Below are 16,518 nucleotides of genomic sequence, written 5' to 3' on the forward strand. Positions count from 1 at the left end.
CCCGGCGCGGCCCTCCTCCCGCTGTTCCCGTGGGGCAGGGCCCTGAACCCGTGGGCCCTGACCGTCCTCGCGCGGGAGCGGGTGAGCCCCGTCCTCCTGCAGAACTCAGCGAGGTTGCATGCCTGCGGGTCGAACCCGCCGCCCTCCTCCGCGGCCATCTCCCGGAGCGCCGCGTCTATAATCTCCTGTAGGTCATCGTGTCTCTCGTTCACCTCAATGGTCCTCCTGACGCCGGCGTGTTGGCACCACCAGCGTAGTGGCGGCGGGGAGGCACGGTGGCCATTATTCGGTGACCGGGATTGGTCAAAATCGTTTGACTATTAGCGGCTAAAATCGCCCGGCGCTAACATCCCATCTGTGCTTATTGTGATAAAAGCATCTCAGCTCGTCCGGACAATAAACGGACGGCCCCTCCAGAGGTGACTTCTGTCTCGGACGCGCCACTAGTCCTCAACAGCCCCAGCACCAGGACGACCGGCACGAGCGGCAGGAACGCCACGAGCGCGAGCGTCGTGACCGCAATGCCCAACGCCCATTTCACGTCTTGCCCTTCGCACCACCTCCTTCCGCTCGAACCTGCAGGAGCGCGCCAACCGCGGGCTCAAGCGCCGCAGCCGCGCGACGCAGGCGTTCCTTGGCGGGAAGCCGCCCATCTGGATGATGGGCGCCGTGTACGCCGAGACGGACGAGGAGTGGGCCTGCCGCCGCCGGTTCGACGACGATTCCATCGGCAGGGCCGTGGAAGGCGCCGAGGCCAACGCGCCCGCGCCCGTCTGCGAGGGCATCGCCGCGGAGCACGCGGTCGGGATCATCGCGCCTGTCGTGGCCGACAACCCGATTCTTTGTTCTTTGCAGGAAGACGGCGTGACATGAACTTGATTGACGGCATTCCAGGTGATTCTCGGTTCCCCAGGCAGCCTGCGGCTACCCGGGGAACCGAGCCCTACACCAACATTCGGGACACTGCCGCCCGTAGTGATCTGCAAGACTCCCAATAAGCTTGGCGACCGACGCCGCGCTTGTCGACGCAGGACTTTACGCCAGGCACAAGAAAAGCCGCCGTTAAGGAACGGCGGCTTTTCTTGTGCCTGGCATATTTAAGAGCGCCTAGAGCATCTTGAGGTACTCCCCCAGCTCTTCCTCCCAGTCGGGCATGTGGAAGCCGGCGGACTCCAGCTTGGACAGGTCGAGCGCGGAGTGGCCCGGACGCGGGGCGATGGGACCGGCGGCGCTGGCGTAGTAGTCGGCGGTCGACACCGGCACGACCTTCCCGCCGTTGCCGTTGGCGGCATCGAAGACGGCGCGGGCGATGTCGGACCAGCTCTTCACGGCGCCCGAGCCGGTGCAGCCGTAGGTGCCGTAGGGGGCCTTCGCGTCCAGCACGTGGAAGATGGCCGCGGCCATGTCGCGCGTGAAGGTCAGGATCTCGTTCGCGCGCTTCTACACCGTCGAGCCTCACCATGCAGCCGAGACGGACAGAAGACCGTGAGCACAGCGAAGAAGACGCAACTGGTTCAACCTTCAATCAATCCAATAAATGAAATCAGATGCAGCCAACTTGTCCTTATCCAATTTTCCAAAATGATTTTTCGAAGCATCGTAACCGCAAATCAGCATCATGTAGTTTGATTTAAATACACCCAAGCCAATCGATTGCTTCTCATCAGAGAGGCCCACTATCTAAAACAGGTCATAAATTCTATTTTTATAGCTTGCTTTCTTTGGCTGAAACAATTGTCTCACGTGCATGAACTCCATATGCATTTAAGGTCTCTGTGCTTTACGGGTCGAAGCATATTAAATGGTTGATGGGGCTAATATACCCTCTTCCTTGACGATCAGTAAAATCCGTATGATTAGAGTCGCAGGCCGTCCCTCTCCCCTAGTCCCGCTTAAACAGATCCCTCGTGTACACCTTGTCCGCCACGTCCGCGAGCTCGTCGCTCCAGCGGTTGGTCACGATCACGTCGCAGCCGGCCTTGAAGGCCTCCAGGTCGTGGGTCACCTCGGAGCCGAAGAACTCCGGCGCGTCCAGCGTGGGCTCGTAGACCACCACGGGCACGCCCCTGGCCTTCACACACATCATGACGTCCTGGATGGAGCATGCGCTCATGACTGTTCTAGTTTTGCCGTCGTGGACGCAACAACGTACTATTTCATGTTCTGTTTAATCCTCTTGAACAGTGCTGTTTCCTTTAATTCAGAAATGGCACATTGGCCCGTTTTTATTTTCTTCCAAAGTTGGCCAAGCTCTTCTGTCGCTTTTCGACCTAGCTCAACTTCATTGTCATCAAGAAGCTTATCGGTCTCAACGCAAACAAAATCAAACGCAATAGTAAACGAAGTAATGAATGAACTAACGGGAGAAAACTCATGCGACGTATCAAGACTAGCGAGACGACAGATCTCCGCGAGCGGAACGTTGACTCCGCCAAGTTGTCCCGCGTAGTCACTCATATCTGAAAGGTACAGACCGCTTGATGGTCTTGCCGAATTGCTAAACGCATCAAGCATGCCGGTTATATGAACGGCAATTATTTTTTCTGAGAATAGTGCCGTGAATAAAACAGCAGTCGCCTCATATAAAGTGAGCTTGTCTATTTCATCAAGAATGTCTTCGATGTTAGACAAATCAATATAGTGCAGGTTTGAGACATTATATGTTGCCTCTTTCAACTGAGGAAATGTTGATCTAATCGCATTCACCCAATTGCAGTAATAATCCGTCTTGATGTAATGCTCAACAAAATCGCTTCCCAAACAATTTTCAATAAAGCTCTGACTGAATTCGAGTGTCATACAATCGGGGAATCTGTATTCGCATTCGGTGTCGCTCAGCAATATGGGGAAAGGATCGACGGCAAGCCGAAAGATCGCACATATGTTTACAGTGGCTGTGAAATATACGGTGAAATCTTCGCGAATAGACTTTGAACTGTCTGAAGTCATTTCGTTGGGCTTGGTGTAAAAGGATTCGTGGCCTTGTTTGTGGATATACTTATTCGCCTTCTTATTGAGCTTGCTGATCAGCTCATCTATTTCTGGCATTTGCTCAAGAAGTTCTCTGTACTCGGTATCTTTTGAGTACAACATTTTGGACAGTTTGCTAAATGAGGGAAACCAGTCAAGTGAGGCCCAATTCTCATATTCAGCAACGCGCTCAGATTCGTCCAGATTCGAAAACAACGTTCCAATAAGGATGACCTCTCCAGCTTGTCTGACTGAATAAAAAGCAGCGTCGAAGTAACCCTGATGAATTAAATCTAGCGAGTTAGCCAAGAGCTGACAGGATTCAAGTAAAAACTGGTTGAAAGATGGCGTAGAGACTAAACCGCTAACGGAATCCGCCAATTGTTCTACGTAGCCATAAAGACGACTGTAAGCGAGCTCATCCTCCCTTGTCACATAACGCGATGGATGATGTCTCCAGCTGAACATCTGACTATTTATGTATTCGTCTTTAAAGTTCACCTGAACCAGCTTTCGAGTCTTATTCCGGCACTGGGTTCTATTCTAATTGGTCGCGTTCTCAAACAGGCAGCAGTGAAAGCCGGCGAGTCTTACGGTACATTAGAGCCGAGGAGTTTTTTCTCAATGAGCTAATGCAATTGAGTTTGGCATGGCCTAGACCGCCTTCAAAGCCCAACATTTCACTCAGCGCCATATAGAACCTGCTAGTTCTATTTGCCGCTGAATTGCACCTCGCTTGTTTTGCTGACATAGAGTCTTGTATGAAGCGGCAAGGGCGCATTCTTTTTCAAAGAGATCTTTCCGTTGACTGGGCTCATGTAACTTTTCAGAAGCCTGTTCAAGCGTCCATTGATATTTCTCTGCATTCTGATGCATCCTTTTAACCATAATTTGATACTGATACATTGAAAACAAAAGGGATTGATAAGCTTCTATGAATTCGGCTATTGCGTCTCCACTCTTTCCTTTGAAGCAAAATCTTGCCTCCATGGCGAGCGATTTCATTTCATCAAGCTTTAAATGCAAATTATGTTGAGGGTCGGCATCTAGCACATGATTTATTGAGGCTGAAATTGATTGCAGGTACGTGGTATTAGTTAGCCAAACAAATAGCAGGTCGATAGCCATTTGCGGTTCGTCGTCATGTTCCAAGTTCTTCGTGTTTTTGACGTAAACACTCATGAGTTTATCGACGGTTATCCATATATTTAAACGTCGATTGAATAGAGACTGTTTATTGCTGAGACGAGCTTGGTAACAAGAAATGAGCAACGCGATGATTGCAACAATCGCTGAGATGTACTCAGGTAGATTTATTAGACCCATTGTCTCCTCAGCCATTAAAAATCAATTGGCAATACTACAATTATCGCTCTGAATTCAGGATTCTCTGATTCAGTATTCATATAGTGGGACTATGCGAAAGTTTCTCCAACAAGGAGCAATAAACGGGTGAATAGATTGCTTGCTACAAAAGCAGCAAAGCACTCTCGGATTAGAAGCCTATACAAATAAGGCCGGACTGCTTTGTTACTAGTAAACAAAGCAGTCCGGCCTTAAAAAAGTCAGTATATAGAGCTAGCGAATAGTTCTTATCCCATTTGAATTTCAATTAGCCTAAGAGCGCGGTCGCAGTTGGTTAACGCTTCTTCTTTCGTGTTGCCGCTGGCAACAACGGAAGCAAAGCGAGCAGAATCATCTACTGCTTTTCCGTACCGTTTTCCAACGATACCGTGAACTTCAACATGAATAACGCCTTCTGAATCTCTTGCAGCTTCAATGCCGTTTAATTCCTGAAGTAAGCCCTCGCGAGCAGGAAGGAATTTAGTAGCTACGAATTTACCGCTATCACTGTAGCTAAGCTCACTGAACTCTTCTCCCAATGCCAGCTTAATCATGGTCTCAACCATGTCGATACCCGATACAGAGTTCCAGATAAGATGTGAGGTGATCCAATCGCCACCAAGTCGAGCTCCAAGCTCAACCATTTTAGGACCTTCGGAAGTTAGCATCACTTCTGCATGCGCGGCGCTATTTTTGAGACCAACGGCTAGTACGGCTGATGAAGCAACATTCGAAATTGCCCGACGCTGTTTGCAGCTTAAACTTGTAGGTTGAACATGACCAATTTCATAGAAATTTGGAGCACCGGACGTTAACTTATCGGTAACCTGCAGAACATGAGGGACACCGCCAGATACGATAATTTCCACGCTAACTTCAGGGCCGGTCATACATTCTTCTACAAGCACATCGCCCGAGATGCCCGCTTTGGATGCAGCCTGAAGTGCTGCGGGGAGCTTCTCCAGTGATGAAACCAGATTCACTCCCCTGCCTCCAGCGCTGTCAGTAGGTTTTGTTATGACGGGATAGGAGAAAGGGGGAACAAAAGTATCTAGCTCACTCACCTTGGCTACGGCGAAGGCAGGATGAGGAACCCCCTCTTGAGCAAAGCAATTTATCATCCTAAATTTGTCGGTTGAATTAAGAGCGGCATCTACTGAATTGCCTGGCAGCCCTAGCTCCTCACAAAGACGAGCAACCGTGACAACCGAGGTATCGCATGCTCCGCTGGCAATGGCATCCGGTTTAAACTCACGAGCAATCGCGAGCATGGCATCATAATCTCTGATGGAACCCTGAAAAAACTCATCAGCGAGTGATGCTGCGGGAGCATCCTGACTGATGTCAGCCACGCCAACGTAAAGTCCCATAGACTTGGCGCGCTGAATTACAGGTTTTTGGAAAACGGGACCGCCTAATAGAAGAATCTTCTTCATTTATGAACCTCCATGTATCTAACGTGATCGCCTCGCTCAAAGGAACCGATCACTTCACAGATTGCACGTGTTATATCTCTTTCAATACCACCTTCACGACGAAGTGCCTCTTCACCATCAGTCCCTTCGCTCACCGCCTCAATCATCCTTAGGAACGAAACCCATTCAAATCGAATTCCCTCTCCATCCAATTGGTAGAAATATCGACGGTTGTCAGATGAATTTTCGTAGCGAATTTCAAAGTAGTCCGTTTTCCACCAAGGAGCAGGTACGTATACATAGCCTTTGGTTCCAGAGACTACAAGGCTTCCTTCGGACTTTGCACCTGCACCTACTTTTGCACTACCAACGGCCCCTTGGAACTCAACACTGATTCTGGAGAAATTGTCGAAGGCTTTATCTTTCAGATCACATAAGGAGGAAAACTGCACAGACTCGGGGCTAGAACCCAATATTTGAAATATCGGCAGCAGTGCTGTGGGTCCCCATGCGGCCATGCTGCTCCAGGCAGTTTCATGGCTCAATGAATACGGCGGACGGTTCGTATTGAGGTTAGTACAAGTTGCATCAACGGATACGACGTCGCCGATACGACCGCCCGCTACAAGCAATAACATTCGTGCGTATGCCGTTGAATACGCGGTTCGGAGGGAGTCCATTAGCACTAAGTCCCGCTCGTCAGCTAAGGAAAATAGCTCATCGCATTCTGCTGCGCTTTTGGCGAGCGGAGCTTCACACATAACATGCTTGCCTGCCTCAAGCGCCTTCTTTACTTGTTCATAATGGCAATCTGGATGCGAGTGGATATAGACCAAATCCACGGCGTCTAGCAATTCGTTGAAATTATCTGTAATCAGCGGAGCGCTTAACGAGTTCTTGCTTAGCGAGCTTCTATCTTTCGTGCATATCGCAACGACCTCAAGGCCGTTAACTAAACCGCATTCTGCATACACGCGGTTCATGTAGTCAGTATATCCAACCAAGCCGCAACGCTGTTTTTTAGTGCTGCGAATTTCTGTGGATGATACACCGCAGGTACGTTCAAGGTATTCAACCTTACAGTACTCGTTTAGATAATCGAAATGCCCTACCCAGTCAGAGCCTACAGTGAAAATATCCACGCCATAGCGCTTGATATCATCAATTTTTTGACCCTCATACTCTTCGACAATTATCTTGTCGGCAATACCCGTGGCTCTTACTGCAGCAATGCGCTCCTCGAGAGGCTGCTGCACGTTAATCTTGCCACGCTGCTTGTCGAAATCATCAGAAGTGACACCTACGATTAGGTAGTCGCCCAAAGCCTTTGCGCGCTCCAGTAGACGCACATGTCCACGATGGAGATGGTCGTAGGTACCATAGGTGATGACCTTCATCATTTATTGGCTTCCTTGTCATGCTTAGGCTCCAAACGTCCGCAAGCATCGACGAGTGCTGCAACTAAAAGCACATTATCAGAGAGCGGATGATTGCCGATGTGCCCTACTCTGAACGAGGTATCACCCTTTTCCCCGCCGTTGGGACACAGCCAGATGCCGTACTCATCTTTAAGCAAGGCGAACAGTGCCTTGGCACTCACGTAAGGGCTTTCGATATAGGTCACGGCATTTGAGGGAGAAGCTAGGCGCATTTGAAAAGGTAGACCGGCCGAGAAGATCCTATTGCGGAAGTCATTGGCCACGTCGGCACATCGAGCAACTTCAGCTTTAGCGCCACCGGCGGCATCTAGGGCGGCTAGCCTCTCGTGAATTTGCAATAGCGTTGTCACTGCAGGGGTGAACGGAGTCTGCCCACGCTCTTGATTCTTTAGCATGTCATAAAGATTTAAATACATGCACGGCTGCGTAAGAGAATTCGCTCTTTTAACAGCATCAGGTGAGAGGACCATAGGCGCCACGCCCGGAGGACAGGCTAAGGCTTTTTGGGCATCGGTAATAAGCACATCAGCCCCCATGCTTTCCATGTCGAATGGATCGGCCAAGAAAGAGCTGATGCCGTCTACGATTAGAAACAGATCGTGTTCACGACAAAATCGCCCTATGAGGCTAGCGTCATAGAGCACACCTTGTGAGGTCTCGCCCAGATTTACAAGGAAAGCGGTACAGTCCCCAACGTTGATAGCTTCGAGGTCAGCTTCGGTAAGCGGAGTGCCAGGTACAAGCTCGATTGGGACGTTGTCAATGCCGTGCAGCTCAAGCATAGAACGGAACCTGTGACCGAAACTGCCGCCATCAACAACAATTGCCTTGTCGTTGATGGGATCAAGAAGCCCCATAATAGCGGCTTCCATCGCCCCGGTGCCCGAGCAAGTTGGGAAAATCGCACGTGACCCCTCGGGTGCGTGGGCTAGGTTGCAAAGAAGCCGCTCGTTTTCGAGCATGGTATGTGAAAATTCCGGCGTGCGGAAATAAGGAGTATCTAGGGAACCAATTGCTCTTACGTTTTCGGAAGAGGGTACAGGACCTACCGCGAAGTTAATCATAGAATAATCCTTTCATGGGTCAAAAAACTGGACTTCGGAGCTCAGGCGCGCCACGCCTTAAGACAGTGAGTTTGCCTATCGTTCTCGGAAGGAAGTTTCATATAGTCCCCGTAGAGGTCAGTAAGAAATTCGTCCCAGCAACTCATACAAGGCAGCATATGCCCCTCAAATTCCAGATATACGGTCTTTTCATATGCGCTTTTAGGTAGTGTCCAAAGTCCATTTTCTGCGCCAAAAAAGCATCCAACCCGCTTGGCAGACTCATATCCAGGACATGCAATGGTCTCATCAATGAGCTTTAATAAACGACTTTTAGGATTTTGGAACCTGAAGAGCCAGCCAAAAATTGTCTTGATTACTTTACGCGCCCCTCGTTCGTAATTGAGGTTTATATTTGCCCACTCGTTGCGCTTCAATGCTCTCTGAATGCGTTTTTTTGACTTTCTAAATAGTTCTGAGTTTTCAGGGACGCCATCAGTTGGGACGATATCGATCCAAAGCATTTCTTCCATTACCCCGTCATAAGAAGGCTCCTGAGCTCGAATATTAGAAGTGCATAGCTTCGTAAACCCTCAAGTAAAGTTGCTATTGGAGGCGTTTATAACGCACAAATCAGTTGGCAGATAATTTGCAATTTTTAACAATCTATCGTAATCAGGCCTAGGCATATTCAAATCAATATCGTCGTCCCATGGAATAAAACCCTTATGACGAACTGCCCCCAAAAGCGTTCCCGAATCTAGCGAATAACGAAGATTATGTTCCTTGCAAAAAGCATCAAAACGCAGAAGCAAATTCAGTAGCTCTTCATGAACCTCGTCAAGCGTTAGATATGTCCGCTCTTCATCCATTAACTTATCCATTGCAGGACTCCTTTTAATGCAGCACGGGAAGTGCGTGATAAAACCTAATTCCGCACAGTAAAGCCTCCGTGGCACATCGAATGGCGCAAATCACATGGAGGTCCGTCATACCAGTAAACGAGGCAATCAGAAGCGTAACGATGCAGAATAAGGCACTTATTACGGTGGACTTTGTGACCTCAGCGACTTTACCTACTGCCCCGAGGACTGGCCAGCCAAATAGCATGCCAAAGAAGCTAAATACAAGTAACGGACTCGCCCACACGAGCACCCAAGAGCCTTCTAGGTATTGTTCGCCGCCTAAAACAAGCATGACAGATTTAGAAAGTAAACAGAAAGCAACTGTGCCGATTAAGACGGCTGGCAATGCCAAAATACTTAGTTTTCGGGCAAAGCAATAGTCTCCTGTATTTACCATATGAGGGTATAGGCTGTTGATGATAGGCTCATAGAGCGCCTGAACCGCGGTGACTGCCGTCATAGACAAAGACCAATAGGCGACCTGGGCCGCATCGGTCACGACTGCGCCGATAAGCAGCGTCGTAAAACCCGAGAAAACGCTTGCGGCCATGTTCGAAAAGCAATATAAACCCGAAGTTCTAAGTTCAGCAAGTGATTCGCTTAGCGGCGCGAGCTCGATGGTAGTGCCAAAGCTCCGCTTCGCGGCCGCAAACGACCATGCAAGTGCAACGCCGTTCGAGACTATATCGAGCACTGGCACCCACATGATGTCGTTAATTGAATGTACAAGTACGAACGTAAAGATAGTCGATATGCTTTTCGAGGCAAAGAAACGTGTGGTGATCGGCCCCATATTCTCATGCCCCTGAAAAAGGAAATCGGGAACTAGCCCCTTTCCGCATACCGCTGTGAATGCCAGAAAGACATAGGGCAACCTATTTTGTGTAAGCGGCAGGAAAGATGCAGTAACCATTACAGCCACGCCTGCAACGATGCAAAGAAGGAGTCTCGCTTCGGTTACTGCTCCTATAACGTGGTTTTCCTCTTTTATTGATCGTGCCTTCGCGATTCGCTTGGTACCCGAAAGGTTAAATCCAAAATCAACAAAAACCTGCGCGAAGGACATGAAAGATATCACGTAAGCATAGAATGCATAACCTTCGGGTTCCAGCACGCGTGTCAAGTAAGGCAGTGTAATTAAGGGAAACAAGTATTTGATTATTTGAAGGCCATATTGCCAGGCAGTATTCTTAAAAAAAAATACCGTGTTTTTTATTCATCTGATTCCCCCACATGAAATGGGTTTGAGTCTGCAGTCAACATCGCAAAAGTCATAGCAAGTAAAACTGAATATGAAGAAAAAATACTTGCCTCAGATGTGCTTGCTATTAGAAGGTAGATGGGAATCGCAAAGCTAGCCCAGAGAGGGACACCATGATCTACGGCTTTGCGGGACATTGAAAATAGAAGTACAAATATGATGGCAACCAGCAACAGGCCAATATAGCCACATTGGCCAATAACAGCAGGCCAAAAACTGTCAACTAAATAATCGTGATTCATGGGACCAAGGCCATAAACGCTTGGGAACCCTAAGGAATAATAGAATGACGAATAATAATCAGCAGATGCATTAGAACCGTAAGTAGCAAGACCGCTGCCTAGTGGCCAATGCATGTTTGCAACGTCAAAGGACGTTGACAGAAGAACGCTTCGTGCCGTAGTGGAGTCAAAAAAATAAAGCGATATCTGATCGTAAACAAGAAACAATGCTCCACATCCCGCTAGAAGAATGAAAGAGAGGGGAATCTTTTTCTTATTCGAATACAAGAAAACTGCAGCAGCAATGATGAAAGCAAACCCGATGGCCTTGAAGCGTCCCGTAGCGCAGAGAACAAGCAGTCCACAGACGATAAATAACCTATTGGATTTAACATCAAGTAGAAGAATGCTAATCAGACAAACAACAGTTGCGGCAAAATTCGTCGGATGGCCGAATAAGAATGAATATCCTAATCGCTCGCCAGATGACAGGCCAAGATCAATAAATTGATTAAGAAAATATAAGATTAGTAGTAATGGGAGGATTAATTTTGCAAAGCTAGATGCAAGTTCAATCACTGATCGCTTTTGCAGAATCACTACGGAAGAAATCAAAGAAATAATGAACTTCGAACAGGCAAAGGCATCGATTGCAATCGCCTGATAAGCAGGCTGTAACTTATACAATAAGTTACCGCACAATCCCAACAGAAGAAGAAGGCTGTTAATCAACAGCAAATAGCGTGAAATCATACAATAACGAGTTTTGTGTCCATGCATACTGAAGACCGCCCAGCAACAAAGAAGAAGGGCTGAAAACTCGTCGATATATGCAAATGCCCCTCCAAAGAGCTTTTGAAATGCATTCTGAAAGGCAAGCAGAAAGAAAATGTTGAATAGTATAAAGTCACTAACCCTATATGAAAGCAAGCTCATCTTGCTGTCTGTTTTTTTCGACCCGTTATGTTCGTAATTGAGACGCGTCATTTCTTACGCCTCATCAACTTAACGCGCTGATATGCTGAAAATGCTACGGAATATGCCCAGGGTGCTTTTGAACTCATATAAGACTTTAAAAGTAAGGAGCGAGAAGCCAAGGCATTTTTTCTGATTGTCCTCAAATGAAGAGTGACATAGTCCCTGGCTTCGTTCCTGATAGAGAGACTATTCTCGTCAGGTTTATTAATATCGTTAAAGAGACGAATCAATCGAACACTGTTTAACATCATGAAGCATTCAATTTCATCTTCGAGCTCGTCATAATGTTTACTATTTTTAATAGTATTCATCGAACGATTCAGTGCATAACTCCAATCGGAATATTGCTTATTACTAATTTTGCCTTTTCTAGAAAGAGATCCAACGCGATAAACTTGGCCATAAATCTTCCCAGGGGAAAACGCAATGGAATCAGCGTCATTGATAATCCCTGCGCAAGTTGCTAAATCCTCGTAAACCCGCCCAACGGGAAACTTATGTTGCTTCCAAAAAGAAGCTTTTGCAACTTTTCCACACGCAGACTCGCAGATATCTACGTTACGAAGTAGTTTCGACAAAGCTGTTTTGGTATTCACAATTTCAAATGCAGGTAAATCTAATTCACATGGTAATGAGCTGATAGCGCTTTGGTTTTCAATCTCCTGCAGTTGAACGCATGATAAGTCGGCCGACCCGTTTGCCAATCCTTTCATTAGATAGTCAATGTAGTAAGCCGGAACAACATCATCGCTATCGATAAAAGTTATATACGACCCCTTTGAGGCACAAATCCCAAGGTTTCTTGCATATGAGAGGCCGTGATTCTCAATGTGATAGACACTGATATTTTCATTACTAATTGAGTAATGATCGCAAATATCAGAAGAACCATCACTTGACCCATCGTCAACAATCACAATTTCGATGTTCGGATAGGTCTGGCATAATAGACTTTCTATGCAAGTCGAAAGATAATCCGCAGTATTAAAAACGGGCAATACGATTGAGACAAGATCAGTAGAAACTACTTCTATTTCTTCGCAACAAGCCATATATAATTCCTTAAAATTAATCACATTTCACTAGTCATGATGATTCTTGCAGGTACGCCAACGGCAGTAGCACTTTCAGGAACATCACAAAGAACGACGGCTCCTGCGCCAATCTTCGCTCCTTTGTGGATTACGATATTTCCAAGCAATACCGCGTTGGCGCCGATTGAGACGTCATCCTCAATGATAGGAACCCCCCCCCGGAGCGTTCCAACAGTAACATGCTGATAGAACTCGCAGTTCTTTCCAATCACGGCTTTCTCGGAGATGACGCATCCCACACCGTTGTGCTGGAACAAGCAACCATCGCCTATCTCGGCTTGGCTTCCGATATGGCAAGCAAAGAGAAACTGCGACAGATGTCTGAAAACTCCCGCCAACGGACGGACGAACTTCGGGCCCTTGGTGCAGGCGTGGGCAGCTTTATATAGTTTGAAGCATTCATTCATGTTGCTAACCTGCCAGCACATCCACAATTTGCTCGCTCGCATGCCCATCCCCGTAGGGGTTCGAAGCATGGCTCATTGCCTCATACTCGGCCTGATCGCTGAGCAAACGGTTGAACTCGCGGTAGATGACGTCCTCCTCGGTGCCCACGAGTTTCAGAGTGCCGGCTTCTACGCCCTCGGGACGCTCGGTGGTGTCTCGCATGACGAGGACCGGCTTTCCCAGGCTCGGCGCCTCCTCCTGGATGCCACCCGAGTCGGTGAGGATGAGGTGGCTGCCGGCCATGAAGTTGTGGAAGTCAAGAACCTCGAGAGGGTCGATGATGTGGAGCCTGTCGAAGCCGTCGAGCTCCTCGTGCGCCGCCTTTCGGACGAGCGGGTTCATATGGATGGGGTAGATCGCCTTGGTGTCGGGGTGATCCTCCATCACGCGGCGGATGGCGCGAAACATGCGGTGCATGGGCTCGCCCAGGTTCTCGCGGCGGTGGGCCGTGATGAGGATGAGGCGGGAGCCCTCAGCCCACTCGAGCTCGGGATGGGAGTACCCCTCGCGCACGGTGGTGCGCAGGGCGTCGATGCCGGTATTGCCGGTGACCCAGATCTTTGACTCCGGCTTGCCCTCGTCGAGCAGGTTCTGCTTGCTGGCCTCAGTGGGGGCGAAGTAGTACTCGCTCACGATATCGACCGCCTGGCGGTTGAACTCCTCGGGCCAGGGACTGTAGATGTCGTGCGTGCGCAGCCCCGCCTCGACGTGGCCCACGGGGACCTGAAGGTAGAAGCACGCGAGCGCCGCGGCGAAGCTGGTCGAGGTGTCTCCGTGGACCAGGACGACGTCGGGCCTCTCGTCCTCGAGGACGGCCCTGAGCTTGAGCAGAACGTCGCACGTAACGTCGAACAGCGTCTGGCCGGGCTTCATGATCGCCAGGTCGTGGTCGGGAGTCACGCCGAAGACGCGCAGCACCTGGTCGAGCATCTCGCGGTGCTGGCCCGTCACGGTGACGACTGTCTCGAACTCATCCGTGCGTGTCTTCAGCTCGTTGACGAGCGGGCACATCTTGATTGCCTCCGGGCGGGTGCCGAAAACGAGCATTACTTTCTTCTTAGTCATTGGCCTTGCTCCTCTTTGACTCCTTGCGGAGAAGCATGTAGAAACGGGTGTTGCCGACCACGTAGCGCTTCATCAGGCGCTTGGGCTCCTGCATCATGCGGAAGAGCCACTCCAGGTTCGCGCGCTGCATCCACATCGGGGCGCGCGGGATGTTGCCGGAGACCACGTCGAACGAACCCCCCACGCCCACGAAAGCGCCCTTGGCGCCCAGCTCGCGGAAACGCTCGATCAGGCGTTCCTTCTTGGGCGAGGTGATGCCCACGAACACGATGTCGGGCTCGGCCCGCTCAACCTCGGCGACCACGGCATCGAACTCGTCATCGCCGAAGTAGCCGTCACGGTAACCCGCAAGGACCATATTGGGATACCTCTCAGACAGTACCTCGGCGGTCTTTGCGACCACTTCGGCCTTTGCGCCCAGCAGGTAGACACTGTGCCCCTCGCGCTCGGCCAGCCCGCACAGCTCCCACATGAGGTCGATGCCGGCCACGCGCCCCGGAAGGTCCACGCCCAGTTTCTTGGCGGCCATGACCATGGAAGCGCCATCTGCGTTCACGATCTCGCAGCGGCGCACGCACGCGTCCATCTCGGGATCGTCGCGCATCTGCAGCAACTTGTCGGCGTTCACGCCGATCAGGTGGGCGAAGCGCCCCTCTTTGATGAGAGCATCGGTCGCCTCGACGGTCTGTCCCATCGTCCAGGGGTCGACGGGGGCGCCCAGGACTTCGACTCGCCCGGGAAGATCAACCGTTGAACTGGTGCCTTCGTATTTCCCTCTTGTCTCTTTAGCAAGCGCCATTTCCGCTGACAACCTCAATCACTGTTAATAGGATTATTTTTAAATCGAAGAAAACGCCACGTTTGGCGATATATTCCAGGTCGCGACGAACCATGCCGTCGAATCCCGTCGAGTTACGCTCTGTAACCTGCCACCAGCCGGTGATGCCTGGTTTGACGGCCAAACGCCGCAGGTCGTACTCCGTGTACTGCGCGACCTCATTCGGCAGCGGTGGCCTGGGACCAACCACGGACATCTGGCCCAGGAACACGTTCAAGAACTGGGGGAACTCGTCGATGGAGTGTTTGCGTATGAACCTGCCGATCTTTGTGACGCGGGGGTCCTCCCTCATCTTGAACATGGCGCCGGCGATCTCGTTTTGCTCCTTGAGATCCGCCAGGCGCTCGTCGGCGTCCTTGTACATGGAGCGGAACTTCCACATGCGGAAGGTGGACAGACTTCCGTCGCGGTGGGTCTGACCCACGCGAATCTGGCTGTAGAAGGGGTTGCCCTCGCTCTCCAGACGGATGGTCGCGGCGAGGACAAGGCTGGGTACGGCGATGACGGACAGCACGCAGCCGCTGAACACGATGTCAAAGGCGCGCTTGACGGTGCGGTAGGCCAAGCGCGAGCGATCCCAGTCCATAATGGTTTGCATGGACCTGTAGCGGTCGGCGCCCTCGCGCCGGTCCATGGCCTGAGCAATCAGTGCCGCTCCTGCGGGCGCATCCCTTGCATATTCTGTTTTATCCGACACGTTCTCTTCCAACACTTCGTCCCCGGGTCGGGGATCCTTCCTGTTCTGAGTAGCGACCGTCTGCAGCTAGGCGATCGCCTTTTTAAGGTTTCGCATTACGCGCTGCTCGGCCGAAAGCACGGCAAGGCCAACGCGCGTAGTTACGCGTCGGCCGCACAGGTTGAGCTCCAAATAAGCAGTGCTCTTGCGTCTGTTAATGGTTTTGATAAGGCCTTCGTGTCCCAGCAGCGGACCAGCCGTAACTACGACCTGATCGCCTTCTTTTAGGGCCTCGCTCATGGGTACTACGCGGTCTCCCCTATGTGTAAATCCGCCAATAAGCTGAACCTCTTCTTTTGCTAGCGGCACAAACTGACCGTCCTGGGAAAGCACCCGGGCAAAGTCGTCCATGCGTAGCAGATACTGTTGCACGTTACGAGGATCTGCCGTGTCGCAGATAAGATAACCGGGAAAGAGCGGCTTGGTCGTATTGACCCATTCGCCGTGAACTTTAATCTCGGTTTGAAATTGGGGATAAAAGAGCTCCTGCATGGCGCTCGCCGGCACCATGCGCTCGATGCGCTCGCGCATTACGTCTTCGCGACCGTTAATGACCTGGATCACATACCACACGAGCACCACCCCCTTGCTGTCTTACGTGTGGCTCACGAGGTTTGTGTATGGCTTCGCCAGGGCGCTTGTGCGCGAAGGCGCTCCATATTCAAACCCTGAGCCCAGTTAGACAAGCACGTGGCTCTGCCCCACCGTGAACGGTATGTATAAGTGCAGTTGCTAGAGACGCGGACGTGTATCGCAAAATGA

Annotated in this window: 16 protein-coding genes and 2 pseudogenes; 1 reads left to right on the forward strand and 17 read right to left on the reverse strand. The window is 50.4% G+C overall.

The genetic code is table 11. From position 1 onward, the window contains the following. Nucleotides 1–212 (reverse strand): annotated as a pseudogene (locus DXC52_RS10240) (IS21 family transposase); the annotation flags it as partial. A 457-nt stretch (nt 213–669) separates the two neighbouring features. Here DXC52_RS10240 and DXC52_RS04310 point away from each other — a divergent pair. Beyond that, on the forward strand, nt 670–873 hold the full coding sequence (locus DXC52_RS04310) for a hypothetical protein (RefSeq protein ID WP_138340942.1): 204 nt from the start codon (nt 670–672) through the stop codon (nt 871–873). A gap of 234 nt (nt 874–1,107) precedes the next feature. On the opposite strand, the gene DXC52_RS04315 is transcribed toward DXC52_RS04310, so the two are convergent. From DXC52_RS04315 to loaP, 16 genes and pseudogenes are all read right to left on the reverse strand, one after another. Next, nucleotides 1,108–1,425, reverse strand: coding sequence for a sugar nucleotide-binding protein (locus tag DXC52_RS04315; protein ID WP_370446173.1), 318 nt, complete (start codon nt 1,423–1,425; stop codon nt 1,108–1,110). Between the two features lie 457 nt (nt 1,426–1,882). Beyond that, nucleotides 1,883–2,113 (reverse strand): hypothetical protein, encoded by a 231-nt coding sequence (locus tag DXC52_RS04320; RefSeq protein ID WP_199409451.1) that lies wholly within the window; start codon nt 2,111–2,113, stop codon nt 1,883–1,885. Between the two features lie 38 nt (nt 2,114–2,151). Next, nucleotides 2,152–3,471, reverse strand: coding sequence for a hypothetical protein (locus DXC52_RS04325; protein WP_147330596.1), 1,320 nt, complete (start codon nt 3,469–3,471; stop codon nt 2,152–2,154). A 183-nt stretch (nt 3,472–3,654) separates the two neighbouring features. Further along, a complete protein-coding gene (locus DXC52_RS04330) occupies nt 3,655–4,296 on the reverse strand; it encodes a hypothetical protein (RefSeq protein ID WP_117746284.1) in 642 nt (213 codons plus the stop codon). Nucleotides 4,297–4,562: 266 nt separating this feature from the next. Continuing rightward, a complete protein-coding gene (locus tag DXC52_RS04335; RefSeq protein ID WP_117746285.1) occupies nt 4,563–5,750 on the reverse strand; it encodes an ATP-grasp domain-containing protein in 1,188 nt (395 codons plus the stop codon). Then, a complete protein-coding gene (locus DXC52_RS04340; protein ID WP_117746286.1) occupies nt 5,747–7,129 on the reverse strand; it encodes a Gfo/Idh/MocA family oxidoreductase in 1,383 nt (460 codons plus the stop codon). Before DXC52_RS04340 ends, DXC52_RS04335 begins: the two co-directional genes overlap by 4 nt. Continuing rightward, nucleotides 7,126–8,232: an alanine--glyoxylate aminotransferase family protein gene (locus tag DXC52_RS04345; protein ID WP_117746287.1), complete on the reverse strand. Its 1,107-nt coding sequence runs from the start codon at nt 8,230–8,232 to the stop codon at nt 7,126–7,128. Before DXC52_RS04345 ends, DXC52_RS04340 begins: the two co-directional genes overlap by 4 nt. Nucleotides 8,233–8,273: 41 nt before the next feature. Beyond that, nucleotides 8,274–9,095 (reverse strand): annotated as a pseudogene (locus tag DXC52_RS10245) (phosphorylcholine transferase LicD). 13 nt (nt 9,096–9,108) lie between these two features. Next, on the reverse strand, nt 9,109–10,332 hold the full coding sequence (locus tag DXC52_RS04360) for an oligosaccharide flippase family protein (protein ID WP_117746290.1): 1,224 nt from the start codon (nt 10,330–10,332) through the stop codon (nt 9,109–9,111). Continuing rightward, complete coding sequence (locus DXC52_RS04365; RefSeq protein ID WP_117746291.1) at nt 10,329–11,585, reverse strand: hypothetical protein; 1,257 nt, start codon at nt 11,583–11,585, stop codon at nt 10,329–10,331. Before DXC52_RS04365 ends, DXC52_RS04360 begins: the two co-directional genes overlap by 4 nt. After that, complete coding sequence (locus tag DXC52_RS04370) at nt 11,582–12,628, reverse strand: glycosyltransferase family A protein (protein WP_117746292.1); 1,047 nt, start codon at nt 12,626–12,628, stop codon at nt 11,582–11,584. The genes DXC52_RS04365 and DXC52_RS04370 overlap by 4 nt, the downstream gene beginning before the upstream one ends. 20 nt (nt 12,629–12,648) lie before the next feature. After that, complete coding sequence (locus tag DXC52_RS04375; protein WP_117746332.1) at nt 12,649–13,077, reverse strand: serine O-acetyltransferase; 429 nt, start codon at nt 13,075–13,077, stop codon at nt 12,649–12,651. A 4-nt stretch (nt 13,078–13,081) separates the two neighbouring features. Next, nucleotides 13,082–14,182 (reverse strand): non-hydrolyzing UDP-N-acetylglucosamine 2-epimerase, encoded by a 1,101-nt coding sequence (wecB, locus tag DXC52_RS04380; protein WP_117746293.1) that lies wholly within the window; start codon nt 14,180–14,182, stop codon nt 13,082–13,084. Continuing rightward, entirely contained in the window at nt 14,175–14,981 is an 807-nt protein-coding gene (locus DXC52_RS04385; protein ID WP_117746294.1) for a WecB/TagA/CpsF family glycosyltransferase, read from the reverse strand. The genes wecB and DXC52_RS04385 overlap by 8 nt, the downstream gene beginning before the upstream one ends. Further along, the gene (locus DXC52_RS04390) at nt 14,968–15,717 is read right to left on the reverse strand and encodes a sugar transferase (protein WP_233504815.1); all 750 of its coding nucleotides are present in this window, start codon (nt 15,715–15,717) and stop codon (nt 14,968–14,970) included. The genes DXC52_RS04385 and DXC52_RS04390 overlap by 14 nt, the downstream gene beginning before the upstream one ends. Before the next feature lie 66 nt (nt 15,718–15,783). Further along, nucleotides 15,784–16,335, reverse strand: a complete 552-nt coding sequence (loaP, locus tag DXC52_RS04395; protein ID WP_233504817.1) for an antiterminator LoaP — start codon at nt 16,333–16,335, stop codon at nt 15,784–15,786. Nucleotides 16,336–16,518 lie beyond the last annotated feature (183 nt).

It is taken from the genome of Collinsella sp. TF05-9AC (assembly GCF_003438495.1).
Classification (GTDB): domain Bacteria; phylum Actinomycetota; class Coriobacteriia; order Coriobacteriales; family Coriobacteriaceae; genus Collinsella.

What these genes read in the sequence shown, in the direction of transcription:
- DXC52_RS04345 (WP_117746287.1), bottom strand. Translation starts at nt 8,232, where the DNA reads ATGATTAACTTCGCGGTAGGTCCTGTACCCTCTTCCGAAAACGTAAGA.
- DXC52_RS04335 (WP_117746285.1), bottom strand. Translation starts at nt 5,750, where the DNA reads ATGAAGAAGATTCTTCTATTAGGCGGTCCCGTTTTCCAAAAACCTGTA.
- wecB (WP_117746293.1), bottom strand. Translation starts at nt 14,182, where the DNA reads ATGACTAAGAAGAAAGTAATGCTCGTTTTCGGCACCCGCCCGGAGGCA.
- DXC52_RS04370 (WP_117746292.1), bottom strand. Translation starts at nt 12,628, where the DNA reads ATGGCTTGTTGCGAAGAAATAGAAGTAGTTTCTACTGATCTTGTCTCA.
- DXC52_RS04320 (WP_199409451.1), bottom strand. Translation starts at nt 2,113, where the DNA reads ATGAGCGCATGCTCCATCCAGGACGTCATGATGTGTGTGAAGGCCAGG.
- DXC52_RS04340 (WP_117746286.1), bottom strand. Translation starts at nt 7,129, where the DNA reads ATGATGAAGGTCATCACCTATGGTACCTACGACCATCTCCATCGTGGA.
- DXC52_RS04365 (WP_117746291.1), bottom strand. Translation starts at nt 11,585, where the DNA reads ATGACGCGTCTCAATTACGAACATAACGGGTCGAAAAAAACAGACAGC.
- DXC52_RS04385 (WP_117746294.1), bottom strand. Translation starts at nt 14,981, where the DNA reads ATGGCGCTTGCTAAAGAGACAAGAGGGAAATACGAAGGCACCAGTTCA.
- DXC52_RS04375 (WP_117746332.1), bottom strand. Translation starts at nt 13,077, where the DNA reads ATGAATGAATGCTTCAAACTATATAAAGCTGCCCACGCCTGCACCAAG.
- DXC52_RS04330 (WP_117746284.1), bottom strand. Translation starts at nt 4,296, where the DNA reads ATGGGTCTAATAAATCTACCTGAGTACATCTCAGCGATTGTTGCAATC.